The sequence below is a fragment of the Streptomyces sp. NPDC005070 genome (genome assembly GCF_053600395.1).
Genome location: NZ_JBSFZS010000089.1, coordinates 15,441 through 33,530, shown reverse-complemented (window position 1 = coordinate 33,530; position 18,090 = coordinate 15,441). Strand labels below are relative to the sequence as shown.

The following is an 18,090-nucleotide window of genomic DNA, read 5'->3' as shown; positions in this document are numbered from 1 at the left end:
CTTCGACCGGCCGATCGCCGAGTACGTGGCCGCTCTGGTCCTCGCCATGGCGAAGGCCGCCGTGCGGCGTGCCCGGGCCCTTCGCGCGGGCTCGCCCGGAGGCCGCGCGCGGGCCCTGTTTTCGCGAGAGGCGCTTGCACTCGCAGGGGTCGAGTGCTAATCATTGGCGTTAGCACTCTCCCAGTGAGAGTGACAGAACTTGGATCGGGTCAGCGAGGCCCGCGGGCCTGTGGGGCAAGGAACCACAAGGCTTGCAGGCCGTCCGTCGCGGGCGCGGGCACGATCCGGAGCAATCCACCCCGTCCGGGAGGACCACTTCACATGGCCAAGATCATCGCGTTCGACGAGGAGGCACGGCGCGGTCTCGAGCGCGGGATGAACCAGCTCGCCGACGCCGTCAAGGTCACCCTCGGCCCCAAGGGCCGTAACGTCGTCCTCGAGAAGAAGTGGGGCGCGCCCACGATCACCAACGATGGTGTTTCCATCGCCAAGGAGATCGAGCTCGAGGACCCGTACGAGAAGATCGGCGCCGAGCTGGTCAAGGAAGTCGCCAAGAAGACGGACGACGTCGCCGGTGACGGTACGACCACCGCGACCGTTCTCGCTCAGGCGCTCGTCCGCGAGGGCCTGCGCAACGTCGCCGCCGGCGCCAACCCGATGGCCCTCAAGCGCGGTATCGAGAAGGCCGTCGAGGCCGTCTCCGGTGCCCTGCTGGAGCAGGCGAAGGATGTCGAGACCAAGGAGCAGATCGCTTCCACGGCCTCCATCTCCGCCGCCGACACCCAGATCGGCGAGCTCATCGCCGAGGCGATGGACAAGGTCGGCAAGGAAGGCGTCATCACAGTCGAGGAGTCCCAGACCTTCGGTCTGGAGCTGGAGCTCACCGAGGGTATGCGCTTCGACAAGGGCTACATCTCGGCGTACTTCGCCACCGACATGGAGCGTATGGAGGCCGTCCTCGACGACCCGTACATCCTGATCGCGAACTCCAAGATCGCGAACGTGAAGGACCTGCTCCCGCTCCTGGAGAAGGTCATGCAGGGCGGCAAGCCGCTGCTGATCATCGCCGAGGACGTCGAGGGCGAGGCCCTGTCGACCCTGGTCGTCAACAAGATCCGTGGCACCTTCAAGTCCGTCGCCGTCAAGGCTCCGGGCTTCGGTGACCGCCGCAAGGCCATGCTCGGCGACATCGCCATCCTCACGGGCGGCGAGGTCATCTCCGAGGAGGTCGGCCTCAAGCTGGAGAACGCGGGTCTGGACCTGCTGGGCCGTGCCCGCAAGGTCGTCATCACCAAGGACGAGACCACGATCGTCGACGGCTCCGGCTCTGCCGACCAGGTCGCCGGCCGTGTGAACCAGATCCGTGCCGAGATCGAGAACTCGGACTCGGACTACGACCGCGAGAAGCTCCAGGAGCGTCTGGCGAAGCTGGCCGGCGGCGTGGCCGTCATCAAGGCCGGTGCCGCCACCGAGGTCGAGCTCAAGGAGCGCAAGCACCGCATCGAGGACGCCGTTCGCAACGCGAAGGCGGCCGTCGAGGAGGGCATCGTCGCCGGTGGTGGCGTGGCCCTGCTCCAGGCTTCCTCGGTCTTCGAGAAGCTCGAGCTCACGGGTGACGAGGCGACCGGCGCCAACGCCGTGCGTCTGGCCCTGGAGGCCCCGCTCAAGCAGATCGCCGTCAACGGTGGCCTCGAGGGTGGCGTCATCGTCGAGAAGGTCCGCAACCTTCCCGTCGGCCACGGCCTCAACGCCGCGACCGGTGAGTACGTCGACATGATCGCCGAAGGCATCATCGACCCGGCGAAGGTGACGCGCTCTGCCCTGCAGAACGCCGCCTCCATCGCCGCGCTGTTCCTGACCACCGAGGCCGTCATCGCCGACAAGCCGGAGAAGGCCTCCGCGGCCGCTCCGGGCGGCATGCCGGGCGGTGACATGGACTTCTGATCGACCCCGGTCGATCAACGTCCTGACGTTTCGAGGGCGGCACCTTCCCGCGAGGGAGGGTGCCGCCCTCGGGCGTTTCCCGGCCCGGCCCGGACGTCTCCCGGCCACGGCCCGGCCCGGGACGTGGCCCGGATCACAGGGATGAGTCCGGGGGTGGCGGAATGCCCCGCCCGGTGCGGAGGTTGACGCTGAAGAGCAGTTGATGCATGTGCACATACCGCATGGAATCTCCTGCATCGCAGACCACTCGACGTCATACCGACCACCTCTCCGAGGAGCCCCCACGTGACCGCTGACGCCGCGTCCCGCGCAGCCGAGATCCTGTCCCGGCCTGTCTCCATCAACGGCCTGACCGTCCCGAACCGGATCGCCATGGCCCCGATGACCCGGATGTTCTCGCCGGGCGGTGTGCCGGGAGAGGACGTGGTCGGCTACTACTCCCGCCGTGCCGCCGCAGGTGTCGGCCTGATCGTCACCGAGGGCACCTACGTCGGCCACGACTCGGCCGGACAGAGCGACGCGGTGCCGCGCTTCCACGGCGAGGACCAGCTCGCCGGATGGGCGAAGGTCGCCGACGCCGTGCACGCGGGGGGCGGCACGATCGTCCCGCAGCTCTGGCACATAGGCATGGTCCGCAAGGCGGGCGAGCCGCCCTTCACCGACGCCCCGCCGGTCGGCCCCTCCGGCCTCTACAAGGAGGGCGCCGAGGTCACCGGCAAGAGCATGACCCAGCAGGACCTCGACGACGTCGTCGAGGCGTTCGCCAAGGCCGCCGCCGACGCCGAGCGCATCGGCTTCGACGGTGTCGAACTGCACGGCGCCCACGGCTACCTGCTCGACCAGTTCCACTGGGCGGGCACCAACCGGCGCGAGGACGCGTACGGCGGCGACCCGGTGGCCCGTACGAAGTTCTCGGCGGAGATCGTCGCCGCGGTGCGGGCGGCCGTCTCGCCCGAGTTCCCCGTCATCTTCCGCTACTCGCAGTGGAAGCAGCAGGCGTACGAGGCCCGGCTCGCGGAGACCCCGGAGGAGCTGGAGGCGATCCTCGCCCCGCTCGCCGCGGCCGGAGTGGACTCCTTCCACGCCTCCACGCGGCGCTACTGGGTGCCCGAGTTCGACGGCTCCGACCTCAACCTCGCCGGCTGGACGAAGAAGCTGACGGGCAAGCCCACCATCACCGTCGGCTCGGTCGGCCTGGACGGCGACTTCATCAAGGCCTTCGTGGGCGAGGGCTCCCCGGTCAAGGGCATCGACGACCTCCTCGACCGCATGGAGCGCGACGAGTTCGACCTCGTGGCCGTCGGCCGCGCGCTGCTCCAGGACCCCGAGTGGGCGGCGAAGGTCCTGGCCGGCCGCTTCGACGACCTCGCGCCGTACGACGCGGCGGCGCTGAGCACGCTGAGCTGACAGCTTCCCGGAAACGGGGGGAACGGGGGAGGGACGGCGCCTGCTGCACGCGGGCGCCGTCCCTTTTTGTGTGCTGCGCGGTGCGCAGTACGCTCCGCGCCGGTCAGCCGGTGGCGCCGAGGTGCCCGACGAGGGCGCCCCACGCTTCCGTGCCGAAGGCGATCACGGGGCCGGGGTTCGTGGAGTCCCGCACGGGGCCGGGGCCGGAAGGGGGCCCGCTTTCGGGCCTCGCCCTGCCCAGAGGGCTTGGGCCCGCCCAGAGGCCCTCGGCCTGCCTAGAGGTTCCCCATGGGCTCGATGTCGACCTTGACCGGGGTGCCCCAGATGCGCAGCACCTCGTAGTCGGTGAACTCGTGGACGAGGCGGTAGGCCATGCCGGGGCGGGGGGCCCGGCGTTCGGCGGCGAGGAAGCGCTCGGCTTCCTGGCGGTCGCGGCGGGGGGTGCCGCACAGGAGCCACGTCTGGCCGTTCCAGACCTCCGGGAGCCAGCGCTGCTGGGGCTGGGGGCGGTCGCCGCGCACGCCGTAGCGGGACATCGTGCGGTCGGGCAGCTCGTCCGGGGCGGGCGTCCGGCCGTGCGTGTACGCGTCGTTGACCTCGGTGCGGCGGGCGGTGCGGCGGCGGGTCTCGCAGAGCAGACAGCGGTCCGGGGCGCCCTCGTCCACCGGGCCGTTCGGATGCTCGGAGCAGCGGGTGGTCGGCTTGGCCGTCGTCACCGTCTCGTCCAGCAGGTCCAGGGCCCGCTTCAGGTCCGCCTTGACCTCGTGCAGCTTGGCGTCGGGGGTGTCGGCGTTCAAGGCGTCGCCGTGCTCTCCGAGCAGCCGCAGAGCACGGCCCAGGGCGGTCAGCTGTGCGTGGTTCATGCCCCCAGCCTCGCACGCGCCACCGACAGCGCGGCTACACGGCGGCCTGCTCCGCCGGCCGGGCCGGTGACCGGCCGTCGAGGCCACTGTCGAGGCCGCTGTCGAGACCATTGTCGCGGATGCCGCCGAGACCGAAGAAGTAGGTGGCCGCGAAACCGACCGCGTACCCCGTCAGCAGTCCGCCCGCGTAGACGGCCGCGGTGACGGCGAGGCCGCGGTTGCCGGACAACAGCGGGAACAGGGCCAGGCCGGAGGGACCGATGGCGGTCGAGCCGACGTGGTCGCCCAGCATCGAGAAGAAGCCGATGAACGCGCCGCCCGCCGCTCCGCCCGCGCAGGCCGTGACGAAGGGCCGGCCGAGGGGCAGGGAGACTCCGTAGATCAGGGGTTCGCCGACGCCGAGGAGACCGGCCGGAAGCGCCGATCTGATCGTCGTACGCAGCGAGGTGTCGTGGCGCAGCCGGACGTACACCGCGAGGGCGGCGCCGACCTGGCCCGCGCCCGCCATGGCGAGCACGGGCAGCAGGACGGTGTAGCCCTGCTGCTCGATGAGCGTGGTGTGGATGGGGATGAGGGCCTGGTGCAGGCCGAGCATCACCAGGGGGAGGAACAGGGCGCCGAGGACGAGCCCGGCGAGGGCGCCGGTGGTGGAGAGCAGCCAGGCGGCGGCGGTGCCGATGGCGGCGGAGAGCTCACCGGCCGCGTACATCAGCGCGTACAGCGTCACCAGGCCGGTCAGCAGCACGGTCAGGGTGGGGGTGACCAGGACGTCGAGGGTCGGCGGTACCCAGCGGCGGCACCACTTCTCCACGTACGTCCCGAGCAGGGCCGCGGCCAGGGCGCCCAGGACACCGCCCTGGCCGGGGGCGAGCGTCATACCGAGGACGGTCACCTTGGCGACCCCCGCGTACACGACGACGGCGGCCACCGCGCCGCCGAGGACCGGGGTGCCGCCGAACACCTTGGCCGTGTTGTGGCCCACGAAGACGGCGATCAGCGCCATGAACCCGGAGGCGATGGCGGTCAGCGCGGGGGTGAGGCCCCGCAGCACGCCGAGGTTGACCAGCAGGCCGTTGAGGCCGGCGATCACCCCGCAGCCGATCAGGGCCGGGATCAGCGGCACGAAGACGTCCGCGATCCGCCGCAGGAACAGCTTGAGCGGGGTGGCGTTGCGGCGGGAGCGGGTGTCCTTCAGTACGGCGCCGCGCAGGGCGAGCCGGTCCGCGGTGGTCGTGGGTCCGGTGGCGTCCGGGGTGGCCGGTCCGGCGGTGGGCGCCGCTTCCGTGCCGTGCGGGGCGTTCGTCAGCAGGGCCTCGAACGCGGGGGTCACCTGGGCGACCGTGCCGGGGCCCAGGACGATCTGGTACGAGCCGTCGTCCGCGACGAGGCCGAGGACGGCGGGCAGGGCCCGCAGGCCCGGCTCGTCCACCCGACCGGGGTCCCGCAGACCCAGCCGCAGCCGGGTCATGCAGTGGGCGACGGTGAGGACGTTCGCGGGACCGCCCACGAGGGGGAGGATCGCCGCTGCGGTGGTGGCGTCGGGGGTGCTCACTCCCCGAGCGTGCTGGTCAGCCGGCCGAAGCCGCCAGCGCTGCGCGCAGATGGCCCCCCGACGCCTCCAGAAGGCGGGCGGCGGTGGGCCCGTCGACTTCGCCGAGGATGGTCAGGATGGCGTTCTTCACCTCGCCGTCGGTGGCGGCGAGCGCGCGCTCGATCTCCTCGTCGGAGGCCCCGGTGGCGAGTTCGACGATGCGCCGGGAGCGGGCCCGCAGCTTCTCGTTCGAGGCCCGGACGTCGACCATCAGGTTCCCGTAGGTCTTGCCGAGCCGGATCATCGTGATCGTCGAGAGCATGTTCAGGACGAGCTTCTGCGCGGTGCCGGACTTCAGCCGGGTCGAGCCCGTGAGCAGTTCGGGGCCGGCCACGACCTCGATGCCGTGATCCGCGGCGGAGGCGAGCGCGCTGTCCGCGTTGCAGGACAGGCCGATCGTGAGGGCGCCCTGTTTGCGGGCGTGCTCGACCGCGCCGACGGCGTACGGGGTGCGGCCCGAGGCGGAGACACCGACCACGGTGTCGTCGGCCGTCAGGGCGAGCGCGTCCAGGTCGGCCGCCGCGAGTTCCCGCGAGTCCTCGGCGCCCTCGATCGAGGTGACCACGGCGTCGGGGCCGCCCGCGATCAGCCCGACGACCCGGGAGGGATCGGTGTTGAACGTGGGCGGGCACTCGGAGGCGTCCAGGATGCCGAGGCGGCCCGCGGTGCCGGCGCCCGCGTAGATGAGGCGGCCGCCGCGGGACATGCGCTCCGCGATGTCGTCGATCGCGGCGGCGATGTGCGTGAGCTGCGCGGCGACGGCCGCGGGCACCGTCGTGTCCTCGCCGTTCATGAGCCGCGCGATCTCCAGCGTGGGCAGCCGGTCGATCTCCGACAGTTCGGGGCGGAACGCCTCGGTGGTCAGCGTCTCCAACTCTGCTCGAAGATCGCCGTGGTTGGACATGGAGGTCATGGAGAGGCGGCTCTTTCCGATGAGGTCGTGCGGAGCGGCTACCGGCCGCCGCGCGGGGAGTGGCGGTGCGCCAGGGCCTCGTACGAGGCGGACAGCGCGGGCGCCGCCGTGTCGTAGGTGCGCTGGGCGACCCCCACGAACAGACAGTCCACCACCAGGAGCTGGCTGGTCCGCGACGACATGGCCGCCGGGCGCAGCTCGCTCTCGCGGGCGGCCGAGGTGGTGAGGACGTGGTCGGCGTACTGCGCGACCGGTCCGCCCGGACGGCCGGTGATCGCCACCGTCGTCGCCCCGTGCTCGAAGGCGACGCGGAGCGGTTCGATGACGTCGCCGGTCGAGCCGGAGTGCGTGACGGCTATCGCCACGTCCTTGGCGCGCAGTTGGACCGCGCTGGTCACCGCGAGGTGCGGGTCGATGTGCGCGAAGGCCATGACCCCGATCCGCATGAGTTTCTGCTGGAGGTCCTGGGCGACGAGCCCGGACGCGCCGACGCCGTAGACGTCGACGCGGCGGGCGGCGGCGATGGCGGCCACGGCGGCGGCGAGCTGGACCGTGTCGAGGGCGGCGGCGGTGTCGGCGAGGGTCTGCTGCTCGTCGTAGGCGAGCTTGGCGACGACGTCGGCGATGGGGTCGTCGACCGCTATGTCCGCGGTGACGGCGGGGGCCCGGCCCGACTGCTGCTGGGCGGCGAGCCCGGCGAGCGCGAGGCGCAGGTCCCGGTAGCCGGGGTAGCCGAGGATGCGGGCCGTGCGCACGACCGTGGCCTCGCTGGTGCCGGTGAGCTCGGCGAGTCCGGTGACCGTGAGGGCCGCGCATCCGGCCGGGTCACCGGCGACGGCCTCGGCGACCCGCTGCATGGAGCGGGTCATCGAGGGGGCGAGGGTCCGCACCTTGGCCGCGAGGGCCGCGGGGGCGGGGGGTGCCTCACCCGCGAAAATTTCCTTCACGTCATGGGTCACACCGTGAAAGATATTTTCCTTTGGGGTGCACGGTCAAGGGTGCGCACAATAGGGGCATGGACCCCACCGGCAACCCCCTCAGCCCCTTGGAGCAGGCGTTGCACGCGGCGCGCGCCCGTGTGCTCGCCGACCTCGTCGCGGGCCGGGTGGCCGAGGCGGACGTCGTCTCCCTCGTCGAGGACTCGGTGGTGCAGCGCCGCTGGTGGGTCGAACAGTGGCCGGAGGGTGCCGGATTCGTCGCCGGTCTCGTCGCCCAGGACGTGCAGGACGCGCTCCTGGAGCGGTACGGACGGTGGCCGCTGTGCCCGGTGTGCTCCAGCGGCGACCCGCACGCCCTGGACATCGAGCCCGAACTGGGCCCCGACCCGCACTGGGTGTGCCACCAGGCGGGCGTGAAGATCTCCCCGGTCGGCTCGCTCGGCTCGGCGACCGGGACGAACCCGCCCTCGTGACCGTCTACATCGATCCGCCCACCTGGCCGGGGCACGGCCGCGTCTGGTCCCACCTGATCAGTGACGTCTCGTACGACGAACTCCACGCGTTCGCCGAGGAGCTGGGCGCGCCCCCGCGGGCCTTCGAGCGCGACCACTACGACATCCCCTCGCACCGCTACGCCGACGCGGTCGCCGCCGGAGCGGTGGAGGTCAGCAGCCGCGAGGTCGTACGGCTGCTGCACGGCGCCGGACTGCGCCGCCGCAAGCGGGGCGCCAGACCCTAGGGCCTGTCTGCTCAGGCCTCGCGGGAGTACAGCCTCAAGGACTCCTCCAGGCCGTGCAGTTCGTGGGCGGCCTTCTCCACGTCCTCGCCCGCCCGGGTGAAACCGGCGCGGGCGATGACCCGTTGCGAGGGGGCGTTCTCCCGCTCGATGGCGGCGAACAGGAGCTTGACGTCGTCGCGGGCGAGGGCCGTCTCCGCCAGGGCGCTCAGGGCCTCCGTGGCGTAGCCCCGGCCGCGGGCGTTCTCCGCGAGGTCGTAGCCGACCTCGGCGCGCCCCTCCTCGTCGGGCACGCCGTGGAAGCCGATCGCGCCGACCGCGAGTCCGTCCTCGCGCCGTACGAGCACGAACATCCCCCATTCCGGCCGGTGCACCCCCTTCTCGTAGGAGCTCGCGACCATCCCGGCGGCGTCCCGGGTGCCGTGGAACGGGCCGCTCTCGATCCACTCGAAGCCGCCCGTGCCGCCCGCGCGCAGTTCGGCGGCGGCGGCGGGGGTGACGCCCTGGAGGGTGAGCCGCTCGGTGCCGATCACCAGGTTGTTGTTCCAGCGCCACTCGGTGAGCGGTTCACGGCCGGGCAGGTCACCGCGCCCGGTGGCCCACAAGAGCGTGCTCCACGGGGCGTCGGGCTCGGGCCGCACGTGCGGGAAGATCCGGCCGAGGACCCAGGCGCACAGCTCGGCCGGCGGCTCGTACGGCAGGCCGAGGCCCTCGGCGATGTCGTGCGTGTGCAGCAGGACCTCGGCGACCCCCATCGCGGCGAAGCCCTCGCGGTTCGCGCCGCGGAACGGGTACGGGTGGAAGGCGCGCACCTCGCGCGGGGTCGTGCGGACGGTGGCGGCGAGCAGGGCGCCGGTCGTCTCGATCACGTCGACGACGCCCGCGTTGTCCGTGCCCTCGTCCATCGCGATCTCGAACGGTACATAGGCGGTGGTGGCCCGGCCGGCCAACTGCCCGGCGTACGCGATGAGATCACCGGCGATGTGCTCGGCGGTGCGCCGGCAGCTCCACTCCAGGCGTCCCGCCCGTACGCCCTCCCAGTCGTGTCCGGCCGCTGCCCGCAGCAGCGTGGCGCAGCTCGCGACGGCTTCCTCGACCTGATCCCCACCCGTGTCAGTCATGCGGCCGAGAATAGGTCGGATCGCCCGGCCGGACCTATGGCATTACTCGCCGTCCCCGCCGTGCGAGCCCCACAAGCTTCTTTCGCCCTCTCCGCCCTTCCCACCCCTGGGGCTCCGCCCCGGACCCCGCTCCTCAAGCGCCGGAGGGGCCTGATCCACCCAGCGTCGCCAGTTCGGTCTCCATGTTCCGGCGGGCCGGAGTGGTCCAGGTGTGCTGTCCGTGGGTGGTTCTGAACAGCCTCGGCAGGGCAAGGAGTTGGCGGAGAACAGCCGCGCGGCCCACGCGGAAGGCGTCGTCGGGGACGAAGGCGTACTCCTCGCGGACGGCGGCCGTGTAGGCGGCGTACGCGGCCGGGGGCGAGGCCAGGATCGCGAGATCCGCGTCGCACAGGACGGCGCCGTCGGTGTCGTCGTCGGCGGGGTCGTGGGAGACGGTGAGGCGGACGAGCCGGGCGACCTCGGCCGTGCGGTCCGGGGCGACGCCCAGTTCGTCCAGCGCGCGTTCGGCGAGCCGGGCGGAGCGCTCCTCGTTCTCCGAGCGGTCCGGGAGGTACACGGCGTCGTGGAACCAGGCGGCCAGGCGCACGGCGGCCGGATCGCCGGCGCGCTCCCCGTGTGCCTCCAGCACGTCGATGTGGCCGAGGACCGCGAGGAGATGATCGGTGGTGTGGTACCGGCGCTGCGGTTCGGCCCAGCGGGCCAGGAGGTTGTCCCCGTACGGCCCGGGCGCGGGGCCGGACCCGTCGCCGTCCCGTGCGGCCAGGACGGTGTCCGCCCAGCGCTTCGTCAGTTCCTCGTGGGCCGGGTGGCGGTTGCTCTCTGCTGCCATGCGTCCATTGTCCCCGCAGGGCTCCCCGCCGCCGGAGTTTCCGTCGTGGTGCCGACCGTGGTGCCGTCCGCCGGCGCCGGGCCCGTCCGTGAGCGGAAGGTGCGGCGGTAGGCGTCCGGAGGCACGCCCACCGTGCGGTTGAAGTGCCGGCGCAGTGTCGTGGCGGTTCCCATGCCGGTGGCGGCCGCGATGGCGTCGACGCCCGCGTCGGTGGTCTCCAGCAACTCCTGGGCATGGCGGATCCGTTGGATCAGCAGCCACTGGAGCGGGGTCGTGCCGGTCACCGACCTGAAGTGGCGGCCCAGATGGCGTGAGCTCATCCGCGCCCGGCGGGCCAGGTCCTCCACGGTCAGCGGACGGTCCAGCCGCTCGATGACCCAGGGGAACAGCTCGGCGAGCGGGTGGTGGTCGGGGGCGGGCACCGGGGTGCTGACGAACTGGGCCTGGCCGCCGTCCCGGTGCGGGGGCACGACCAGGTTGCGGGCGACGGTGTTGGCGACCGAGGACCCGTGGTCGAGGCGGACGAGGTGCAGACACAGGTCCATGGCGGCGGCCTTGCCCGCGGAGGTCAGCACGCCGCCGTCGTCCACGTAGAGGACGTCCGGGTCCACCCGCACCCGGGGATGGCGGGCGGCCAGCGCCCGGGTGTGCGCCCAGTGCGTGGTCGCGCGCCTCCCGTCCAGCAGCCCGGCGGCGGCCAGGACGAACGCGCCGGTGCACAGGGACGCCACGCGCGCACCCGCCTCGTGGGCCGCGCGCACCGCGTCGACGAGGTCGGCGGGCGGCTCCCGGTCGATGTCGGCCCAGCCCGGGACGATCACCGTGTCGGCGTGGGGGAGTCGGTCCAGGCCGTGGCCGGGCTCCAGCCGGAACGGGCCGACGCGCACGGCCCCCGGCCCGCAGACCGCGAGGTCGTACCAGGGAACCCGCACCGCGTCCGGCTTGGAGCCGAAGACCTCGCAGGCCAGGCCCAGTTCGAAGTGCAGCATCCCGTCGGTGACGGCCAGCGCGACAGAGGTCATGTCCGGAATTGTACGGGGCATGTCGTTCCGGACACTCGTGCGGAGCGCCCCTTCCCGCCAGGATGTCCTTACGGATCAAGGCAGTTCACTTCGAGCACGGGGGAGAACCCATGAAGGCGGGTCAGACGGTGACGGTGTTCGGCGCGTACGGGCACACGGGCCGGTTCGTGGTGGCCGAACTGCTGGAGCGCGGGTTCACCCCGGTCCTCTCCGGCCGGGACGCCGAGAAGCTGAAGGACCTGGCGGCCTCGTGGCCGGGTCTGGACGTCCGTCCGGCCACGGTCGGGGACCCGGCGTCCCTCGACCACGCGCTGACCGGTGCCGTGGCGGTGGTCAACTGTGCCGGACCCTTCGCCACGACGGCCGCCCCCGTGATCGAGGCGGCCCTGCGCGCGGGCATCCCGTACGTGGACGTGGCGGCCGAGATCGAGGCCAACCTCGACACGTTCACGCACTTCGCCGAGCGGGCCGAGGCGGCGGGAGCGGTGATCGTCCCGGCCATGGCGTTCTACGGCGGCTTCGGCGACCTGCTGGTCACCGCCGCGATGGGCGCATGGACGGCGGCCGACGAGGTCCACGTCGCGTACGGGCTGAGCGGCTGGCACCCCACCCCCGGGACGCGCGAGGCCGGCGCGGTCTCCCGGGAGCGGCGCGGCGGCCGGCGCGTCCGCTACACGAAGGGGCGGCTGGAGTACGTCCAGGACACCCCGCCCACCCTGGAGTGGCCGTTCCCCGACCCGATGGGTCCGCGTGCCGTCATCGGGGAGTTCTCGATGGCCGACGTGGTCACCGTGCCCAGCCACTTCGCCGTCCCCGAGGTGCACACCTACATGACCGTCGAGGCGGCCGGGGAACTGGCGGCCCCGGACACCCCGGCCCCGCGCGCGGCCGACGAGCGCGGACGGTCGGAACAGACCTTCGTCGTCGACGTCGTGGTGCGCTCCGGCGGCGCCGAACGCCGGGCCGTGGCGCGGGGCCGGGACATCTACGCCGTCACCGCGCCGCTCGTGGTGGAGGCGCTCGACCGCATCCTGACCGGACGCACCAGGACGACCGGCGTCGCCTCCGCCGGCGAGATCTTCGACGCCCCGGACTTCCTCCGCGCGCTGTCCCCGCACATCTCCGTCGAACTGGCCGGATAGCGGGCAGGGGAACGACGGGCCCCCGCGGAGGGCAGCCATGCGTGTACGCCGGCGCCTAGCGTGGAGTCATGATTCCTCAAGACGCACACGATGTCCGGGACCCGGAACTGCCCGGTCTGCTCCTGCGCACCGAGCGCGACGCGCTGATCCCGCTGCTGCGGGCCCGCCCGGAGGACGACTTCGCCCGTCCGACGGCCGGGTGTCCGGCGTGGACGGTGCGGGACGTGCTGGCGCACTGCTCGGCCGTGCTGGCCCGGGTCGTCGAGCGCCGTTTCGAGCCGGGGGTGTTCGAGCCCGAGTCCAACGACCGTGACATCGCCGAGCGCGCCGACTGGCCGACGGAGCGGGTGATCGACGAGCTGGAACGCGGGATGACCGAGGCGGGCCCGGCGATCGCCCGGACCAGGGGCGCCCTCGACGCGGTCGCGCTCGGCGAGTGGATCCACGCGGGAGACGTGCGCGAGGCGTTCGGCGAACCCGGCGCCTACGAGGGCGAGGGACTTCCGCACGCCCTCGCCCTCCTGGCGCGATACAGCCGGGAGAGCGGCCGGGTGCCGCTGCACGCCGATCTCGACCAGCTCGACGACCCGCTCCTCCTGGGCGGCGTGCCCGGCGACCGTCCCCCGGCCCGCTACATCGGCGGCGGCGCGACCCTCGTACGGCTCTGCTCGGGCCGGCCGGTCCCGGAGACGACGGTGTACGAGCTGGTGGGGGCACGGGAGGAGGAGCTCAACCTGTTCGGGTGACCCGGACGGCCGACCGGTTGCCGGCTACTTGAGATACACGAGCCCGTCTGCCGTGACCGTGGGCCGCCCGCCGGTACCGACGACCACGAGTTTCACCGTGTGCTTGGCGGCGGTGGTCCAGGTCTTCGCCCAGAGGGCGTCGCGGTACTTCGTGGTCGTCGACCTCAGATCCAGGGTGGCGGTCTTCTTGCCGTCCTCGTACACGTACACCTGGCCGGAGGTCGCGGCGCGCGAGACCACCAGGGCCGCCGAGCGTCCGGTGAACGTCCAGGTCAGCGAGGAGTTCTTCGTGGAGCTGCCGTACGACGTGCCGCCCAGGTAGCTGCTCGACGACTTGGACGTCCAGGTGCCGGACCTTTTGGCCGCGCTCTCCTGGAGGATCACGGGGGTGCCGCTCACCGAGGCCGAGCCGGCGTTGCCGGCCTTGTCGTACGCGGTCATCCTCCAGGTCGTGGCGACAGCGGACTTGGCGGTGAGGCCGGCGCTCATGACCGTCGGACCGTACGTCCTGGCGACCGGGGCGGTAAGGCGGACCTCCCTCAGCCCCGTCGTGTCGGTGGCCTTCCACTTCAGGGTGACCGGGACGGCCGTGGTGCTCACCGTGCCGGTGCGCAGGGCGAGATTCGGCTTGGTGGAGAAGACGGGCGGGGTGGTGTCGGCGGGGGTGGTGGGTGAGGCCGTGGGCGCGGGGGTGGTGGCCTTCGTGGTGGGTGAGGTCGTCGCCGCGGGGGGCGTGGTCTTCGTCGTGGGGGAGGCCGTCGCGGCGGGAGTGGTGGTGGTCGTCGTGGGCGGGGCGGTCGTGGCGGGGGCCGTGAGGGTCGGGGTGGGCGAGGCGGACTCGGCGACGACGGTGACGTCCTCGGTTACCGCGGTCCTGCCGGACTGGTGGACGCCCCGCACGGCGACCTTGTGGGTCCCCGGGGCCAGGCTCACCTCGGCGGAGGAGGCGGTGCCGGCGACAGTGGCCGCGGCCTCGCCGTCGACCAGGACGTCGTACCGGCTGACCAGCGAGGCCGGGGTGGAGGCCGACCACTTCACGGTGACGGCGGTGTCGGCGAGGACGGTGCTGCCGGACGCGCCGGCGCCGGTGACCGAGTCCAGCGTGAGCCCCTCGACCGTCCCGCCCGCCCAGGCACGGACCGTGGGCAGCAGGGCGTAGTAGGCGTCGCCCGGGCACACGGTGTTGTAGCCGTCACGGTGGCCGTGGATGACGGGGAAGGTCATCCTGGCCCCCGCTTCCCACGTCCGGCGGAAGTAGTTCGGCCCGGTCGCGCCCGCGGTGAGGGTGGCGGTGCCGGTCGGGTCGACGCCGTACTGGCCGAGCTTCCACGCGGCGAGCCGGGCGACCGAGGTCATCGCCTCCCTGGAGGGCGCCACGTCGCTGTAGTCACCGATGACGGCGATACCCGTGGTCTCGGAGTTGAAGCCGTAGGCGTGCGCGCCCATCACGGGCCGGTCGACGCCGCCCTTGCGGCCCTCGTAGACCGTGCCGCACTTGTCGACGAGGAAGTTGTAGCCGATGTCCTTCCAGGTCAACTGCTGCACGTCGTAGGCGTAGACGGCCCGGATGACGGCCGGGGCCTCCGCGCAGGTGTAGTCGTTGGAGGTGGCGGTGTGGTGCAGCACCACCGCCTTGATCCTCCCGCCCGGCAGATAGCCGGGCTCCTCCGGGCTGATGGACTCGTCGGCGCCCCAGCCCGCACGCGAGGTGATCGGCGGGCGGGGCACGGTGGACTGCGGGGCCGGGGGAACGGTCGTGGTCGCGGTCGGCGAGGCCGACTCCGGCGCGGAGCCGGTCGGGGAAGGGCTCGCGCTCCCGGTGGACGGCTGCGTCTGCGACTCCGTGGGTACGGCGGAGACCGTCGGGTCGGACGAGGGCTCTGAGGTCAGGGACGGGGACGGGTCGGGAGAGGAGGTCTCCGCGGGCTCGTCCGTCGCGGTCGGGCCGGCCGGGTCCGCCGTGCCGGTCGGGTCGGCCGGGTCCATCACGAACCCGGCGGGCTCCAGCCGTGAGGCCGCGTCGCCGCCCGGGTCGATCATGTCCACTCTCAGGCCCTCGGGCAGCCGCTGCGACGGCGCGCCGGACATCCGCACCTGCACCCCGTCGGACGGGCCCACCCACGCCGGAGCGGTGCCGCCGCGGGACGCGCCCTCCTCGCCCTCGCCGCTGTCACCGTCCAGCCGCAGCCACTCGGACCACACGTGGCGCGCGGCGTCCCGGGTCCGGACCTCGATCGTGCCGGTCACGCGTGCGGACGGCTCGGCCCAGGTGATCCCGAGCATGCCGAAGGGAGCGGTGTCCCGCCGGTCCAGCCGTGCGGACGTGCCGCCGTCGGCCACCGTCAGCGCGGCGGTCGTCGTACGCGTCCGGATCGGTCCGGACGCGCCGTCGTTCCCGCCGGCCCCCTGGACCACCAGGGTTCCCGAGACCGCCGCGACCGTCAGAACGGCCGCACCCCACCCACGTTGTCGCACTGCCCCACCCCTCCACGTGGTCATCACATGATCTTCACGCGCGAGGAGGTTATATGAAAGATCAACTAGGGCGCCGGATGCGATCTTCTCGCGCCTCCGCCCCCGCCCGCGTACTGTTGGATTGGACTAGACCTATAGCGGCCCAAGGGAAGAGGTCCGATGACTGAGCGGAAGAGCGCGGTCCTGGAGGTGATCGCCCTCGGCGTGGAGGACGCGGTCGCCGCTCAGGCCGGCGGTGCGGACCGGCTGGAGCTGGTCACGGACATGGCGGCCGACGGCCTGACCCCGTCGGTGGAGACCTTCGCCGGGATCCGCGCTTCCGTCGACATCGCGCTGCGCGTGATGCTGCGCCGGTCCGACGGCTTCTCGGCGGGCGGCACGGCGGGCGTCGACGCTCTCGTGCGGGCCGTGGGCGAGCTGCGGGACGCGGGCGCGGACGAGTTCGTGCTCGGATTCCTCGACGAGCACGGCGGTCCCGATCTGGCCGCCGTCGAGCGGATCGTCGCCGAACTGGACGGCTGCCGCTGGACGTTCCACCGCGCGATCGACCGCGCCGCCGACCGGGACGCGCTGCGCAAGCAGCTCGGTGACCTGCCCGGCCTCGACGCCTATTTGACCGCCGGATCCCCGACGGGTGTCGACGACGGGCTCTCCGTCCTCGCGGCCGAGGCCGCCCGCCGCGGTGAACCGGGGTACGAGCCGCGGATCATGGTCGGCGGCGGGCTGCGCCTCGACCATCTGCCGGAGCTGCGCGCGGCGGGCCTCGACGCCTTCCACATCGGCGGTGCCGCGCGTCCGGAAGGCTGGACGGGGCCGGTCTCCGCGGAGTCGGTACGGGAGTGGCGGACCGCCGTCGACGCGTAGGCGGCCGGTTCTCCGGTCCGGGAGGTCACGGATCCATCTCCGCCTCGTAGTTGTTGTGTTGTGAGAGTCACGTGTCGATCACCGCGCGGCTTTTCGCGTGCATATTTGATCTGCCTCGATCGCCCGGGGCATGACAATCACACGGATGTGCGTGCCGGCGAACGCGGTGCGGCAGCACAGCAGCATCAGGGGGACAGGGCTTCATGCCATCCATACGCAGCCGCACGCTCGCGGCGGCCGCCGCCGTGATCGCGGCCGTCATGATCACCACCACGGCCTGTGACAGCAAGAAGGACGACGAGGGGGCCGCCGCCCGGCCCTCGTCGTCCGCCCAGGCCGACAAGGGCGTCGACACCGGTCAGGACGACGGCTCCGTCTCGCTCGGCGGGTACAAGCTGCCCGAGGGCATTCCCACCGAACTCGGCGGCGCCGCCCTGGACAAGTGGAAGAACGGGGGGTGGCAGGACTACAGCGACTGGGCCTCCAAGGCGGAGGACTTCGCCAACCCGTACATCAAGGACTTCTGGTCGCCGGAGAAGATGGCCGAGGCCAAGGCGAACATCCCGGTCGCCCGGGCGGGCAGCACCAGTTCGGGCTCGGGCAGCGGCGCCACCTCGTACCTGCCCGACGGCAAGGTGACGAAGCAGACCGCCGCCAAGGTCAAGGGCACCTATCACCACTACGCGCCGCCCGTCGGCAAGATGTTCTTCTCCTCGCCCCAGGGCAACATGGTCTGCTCGGCCGCCGTCGTCACCGACCCGGCGCACCCCGGCAAGTCCAACCTGGTGTGGACCGCGGGTCACTGCGTGCACGCGGGCAAGGGCGGCGGCTGGTACCGCAACATCGCCTTCGTCCCCTCGTACAACAACAGCGCGAGCCTGACCAGCCGTCAGATCACCGACCCGCGCGCCAAGTCCGTCTCCCCGTACGGCGTCTGGTGGGCCGACTGGGCCACCACGTCCTCCCAGTGGATGAAGGGCGGCGGCCACACGGGCAACGCGGCCTCCGGGTACGACTACGCCGTGCTCCACGTCAAGCCCGAGAGCGGCGGCAAGTCCCTTCAGGAGCAGCTTGGTTCGGCCCTGCCGGTGTGGTTCGGCGCTCCGGCCGCCAACAAGGTCACGTCCATGAAGGTCCGCGGCTACCCGGCCGAGGCGCCCTACGACGGCTCGAAGATGTACGACTGCCACGGCGCCACCAAGCGCTTCGTGCTCGCGAGCAACGTCCCCGCCCAGTACATGATCGGCTGCACCATGAACGGCGGTGCGTCCGGCGGGCCTTGGTTCATGAGCCACAACGGCCGGACCTATCTGGTCTCCAACAACTCCCTGAGCGACCGCAAGACGTTCATCACCGGGCCACGCCTCGGCGACAACGCCAAGCAGGTCTACCTGGCGACCAGCCGGAAATTCAATTAGCCCCTCGCGCACCGCGGTTCACGGCCCCCGGCATCCGTGCCGGGGGCCGTCCGCGTCCGTGCCGGGGGCCGCCCGAATCCG

16 protein-coding genes are annotated in these 18,090 nt (G+C 72.4%); 8 read left to right on the top strand and 8 right to left on the bottom strand.

The genetic code is table 11. The features are described from left to right. The first annotated feature begins 321 nt into the window (after nt 1-321). Nucleotides 322-1,944, top strand: a complete 1,623-nt coding sequence (groL, locus tag ACWEBX_RS26500; protein WP_355766807.1) for a chaperonin GroEL — start codon at nt 322-324, stop codon at nt 1,942-1,944. Nucleotides 1,945-2,229: 285 nt separating this feature from the next. After that, complete coding sequence (locus tag ACWEBX_RS26495; RefSeq protein ID WP_451887315.1) at nt 2,230-3,351, top strand: NADH:flavin oxidoreductase; 1,122 nt, start codon at nt 2,230-2,232, stop codon at nt 3,349-3,351. Between the two features lie 275 nt (nt 3,352-3,626). Here the strand turns inward: ACWEBX_RS26495 and ACWEBX_RS26490 are convergent, their stop codons facing one another. Genes ACWEBX_RS26490 through ACWEBX_RS26475 form a run of 4 tightly spaced genes read right to left on the bottom strand, consistent with a single transcriptional unit; the run spans nt 3,627 to nt 7,677 of the window. After that, nucleotides 3,627-4,214 carry a hypothetical protein gene (locus ACWEBX_RS26490; RefSeq protein WP_451887314.1) on the bottom strand — a complete coding sequence of 196 codons (588 nt, stop codon included), beginning with the start codon at nt 4,212-4,214 and terminating at the stop codon, nt 3,627-3,629. 34 nt (nt 4,215-4,248) lie between these two features. Beyond that, nucleotides 4,249-5,766, bottom strand: coding sequence for a PTS transporter subunit EIIC (locus tag ACWEBX_RS26485; protein ID WP_451887313.1), 1,518 nt, complete (start codon nt 5,764-5,766; stop codon nt 4,249-4,251). Nucleotides 5,767-5,782: 16 nt separating this feature from the next. Continuing rightward, entirely contained in the window at nt 5,783-6,718 is a 936-nt protein-coding gene (murQ, locus tag ACWEBX_RS26480) for an N-acetylmuramic acid 6-phosphate etherase (protein WP_451887312.1), read from the bottom strand. 38 nt (nt 6,719-6,756) lie between these two features. Then, entirely contained in the window at nt 6,757-7,677 is a 921-nt protein-coding gene (locus ACWEBX_RS26475; protein WP_451887311.1) for a MurR/RpiR family transcriptional regulator, read from the bottom strand. Between the two features lie 56 nt (nt 7,678-7,733). On the opposite strand from ACWEBX_RS26475, the gene ACWEBX_RS26470 reads away from it, so the two are divergent. Together ACWEBX_RS26470 and ACWEBX_RS26465 are read left to right on the top strand one after the other, a co-directional pair. Next, nucleotides 7,734-8,129, top strand: coding sequence for a hypothetical protein (locus ACWEBX_RS26470; protein WP_451887310.1), 396 nt, complete (start codon nt 7,734-7,736; stop codon nt 8,127-8,129). Then, nucleotides 8,126-8,395, top strand: a complete 270-nt coding sequence (locus tag ACWEBX_RS26465; protein ID WP_451887309.1) for a DUF4031 domain-containing protein — start codon at nt 8,126-8,128, stop codon at nt 8,393-8,395. Before ACWEBX_RS26470 ends, ACWEBX_RS26465 begins: the two co-directional genes overlap by 4 nt. 11 nt (nt 8,396-8,406) lie before the next feature. On the opposite strand, the gene ACWEBX_RS26460 is transcribed toward ACWEBX_RS26465, so the two are convergent. From ACWEBX_RS26460 to ACWEBX_RS26450, 3 genes are all read right to left on the bottom strand, one after another. Beyond that, nucleotides 8,407-9,513, bottom strand: a complete 1,107-nt coding sequence (locus ACWEBX_RS26460) for a GNAT family N-acetyltransferase (protein ID WP_451887308.1) — start codon at nt 9,511-9,513, stop codon at nt 8,407-8,409. 133 nt (nt 9,514-9,646) lie between these two features. Next, complete coding sequence (locus ACWEBX_RS26455) at nt 9,647-10,342, bottom strand: HD domain-containing protein (protein ID WP_451887307.1); 696 nt, start codon at nt 10,340-10,342, stop codon at nt 9,647-9,649. Further along, nucleotides 10,300-11,364 (bottom strand): helix-turn-helix domain-containing protein, encoded by a 1,065-nt coding sequence (locus ACWEBX_RS26450; RefSeq protein WP_451887306.1) that lies wholly within the window; start codon nt 11,362-11,364, stop codon nt 10,300-10,302. Before ACWEBX_RS26450 ends, ACWEBX_RS26455 begins: the two co-directional genes overlap by 43 nt. A gap of 110 nt (nt 11,365-11,474) precedes the next feature. Between ACWEBX_RS26450 and ACWEBX_RS26445 the strand changes: the two genes are divergently transcribed. Both ACWEBX_RS26445 and ACWEBX_RS26440 read left to right on the top strand, forming a co-directional pair. Continuing rightward, on the top strand, nt 11,475-12,506 hold the full coding sequence (locus ACWEBX_RS26445) for a saccharopine dehydrogenase family protein (protein ID WP_451887305.1): 1,032 nt from the start codon (nt 11,475-11,477) through the stop codon (nt 12,504-12,506). Between the two features lie 68 nt (nt 12,507-12,574). Then, entirely contained in the window at nt 12,575-13,252 is a 678-nt protein-coding gene (locus tag ACWEBX_RS26440; RefSeq protein WP_451887304.1) for a maleylpyruvate isomerase family mycothiol-dependent enzyme, read from the top strand. 24 nt (nt 13,253-13,276) lie between these two features. On the opposite strand, the gene ACWEBX_RS26435 is transcribed toward ACWEBX_RS26440, so the two are convergent. Beyond that, on the bottom strand, nt 13,277-15,727 hold the full coding sequence (locus tag ACWEBX_RS26435; RefSeq protein ID WP_451887303.1) for an N-acetylmuramoyl-L-alanine amidase: 2,451 nt from the start codon (nt 15,725-15,727) through the stop codon (nt 13,277-13,279). A 159-nt stretch (nt 15,728-15,886) separates the two neighbouring features. Here ACWEBX_RS26435 and ACWEBX_RS26430 point away from each other — a divergent pair, with 159 nt between their 5' ends. Both ACWEBX_RS26430 and ACWEBX_RS26425 read left to right on the top strand, forming a co-directional pair. Next, nucleotides 15,887-16,591, top strand: coding sequence for a copper homeostasis protein CutC (locus ACWEBX_RS26430; protein WP_451887302.1), 705 nt, complete (start codon nt 15,887-15,889; stop codon nt 16,589-16,591). 203 nt (nt 16,592-16,794) lie between these two features. Next, the gene (locus tag ACWEBX_RS26425) at nt 16,795-18,009 is read left to right on the top strand and encodes a trypsin-like serine peptidase (RefSeq protein WP_451887301.1); all 1,215 of its coding nucleotides are present in this window, start codon (nt 16,795-16,797) and stop codon (nt 18,007-18,009) included. Nucleotides 18,010-18,090 lie beyond the last annotated feature (81 nt).

Bases quoted from the DNA above. Each gene is read 5' to 3' on its own strand.
- murQ (WP_451887312.1), bottom strand. From the start codon at position 6,718: ATGACCTCCATGTCCAACCACGGCGATCTTCGAGCAGAGTTGGAGACG.
- ACWEBX_RS26490 (WP_451887314.1), bottom strand. From the start codon at position 4,214: ATGAACCACGCACAGCTGACCGCCCTGGGCCGTGCTCTGCGGCTGCTC.
- ACWEBX_RS26430 (WP_451887302.1), top strand. From the start codon at position 15,887: ATGACTGAGCGGAAGAGCGCGGTCCTGGAGGTGATCGCCCTCGGCGTG.
- groL (WP_355766807.1), top strand. From the start codon at position 322: ATGGCCAAGATCATCGCGTTCGACGAGGAGGCACGGCGCGGTCTCGAG.
- ACWEBX_RS26455 (WP_451887307.1), bottom strand. From the start codon at position 10,342: ATGGCAGCAGAGAGCAACCGCCACCCGGCCCACGAGGAACTGACGAAG.
- ACWEBX_RS26450 (WP_451887306.1), bottom strand. From the start codon at position 11,364: ATGACCTCTGTCGCGCTGGCCGTCACCGACGGGATGCTGCACTTCGAA.
- ACWEBX_RS26445 (WP_451887305.1), top strand. From the start codon at position 11,475: ATGAAGGCGGGTCAGACGGTGACGGTGTTCGGCGCGTACGGGCACACG.
- ACWEBX_RS26460 (WP_451887308.1), bottom strand. From the start codon at position 9,513: ATGACTGACACGGGTGGGGATCAGGTCGAGGAAGCCGTCGCGAGCTGC.
- ACWEBX_RS26470 (WP_451887310.1), top strand. From the start codon at position 7,734: ATGGACCCCACCGGCAACCCCCTCAGCCCCTTGGAGCAGGCGTTGCAC.
- ACWEBX_RS26425 (WP_451887301.1), top strand. From the start codon at position 16,795: ATGCCATCCATACGCAGCCGCACGCTCGCGGCGGCCGCCGCCGTGATC.
- ACWEBX_RS26440 (WP_451887304.1), top strand. From the start codon at position 12,575: ATGATTCCTCAAGACGCACACGATGTCCGGGACCCGGAACTGCCCGGT.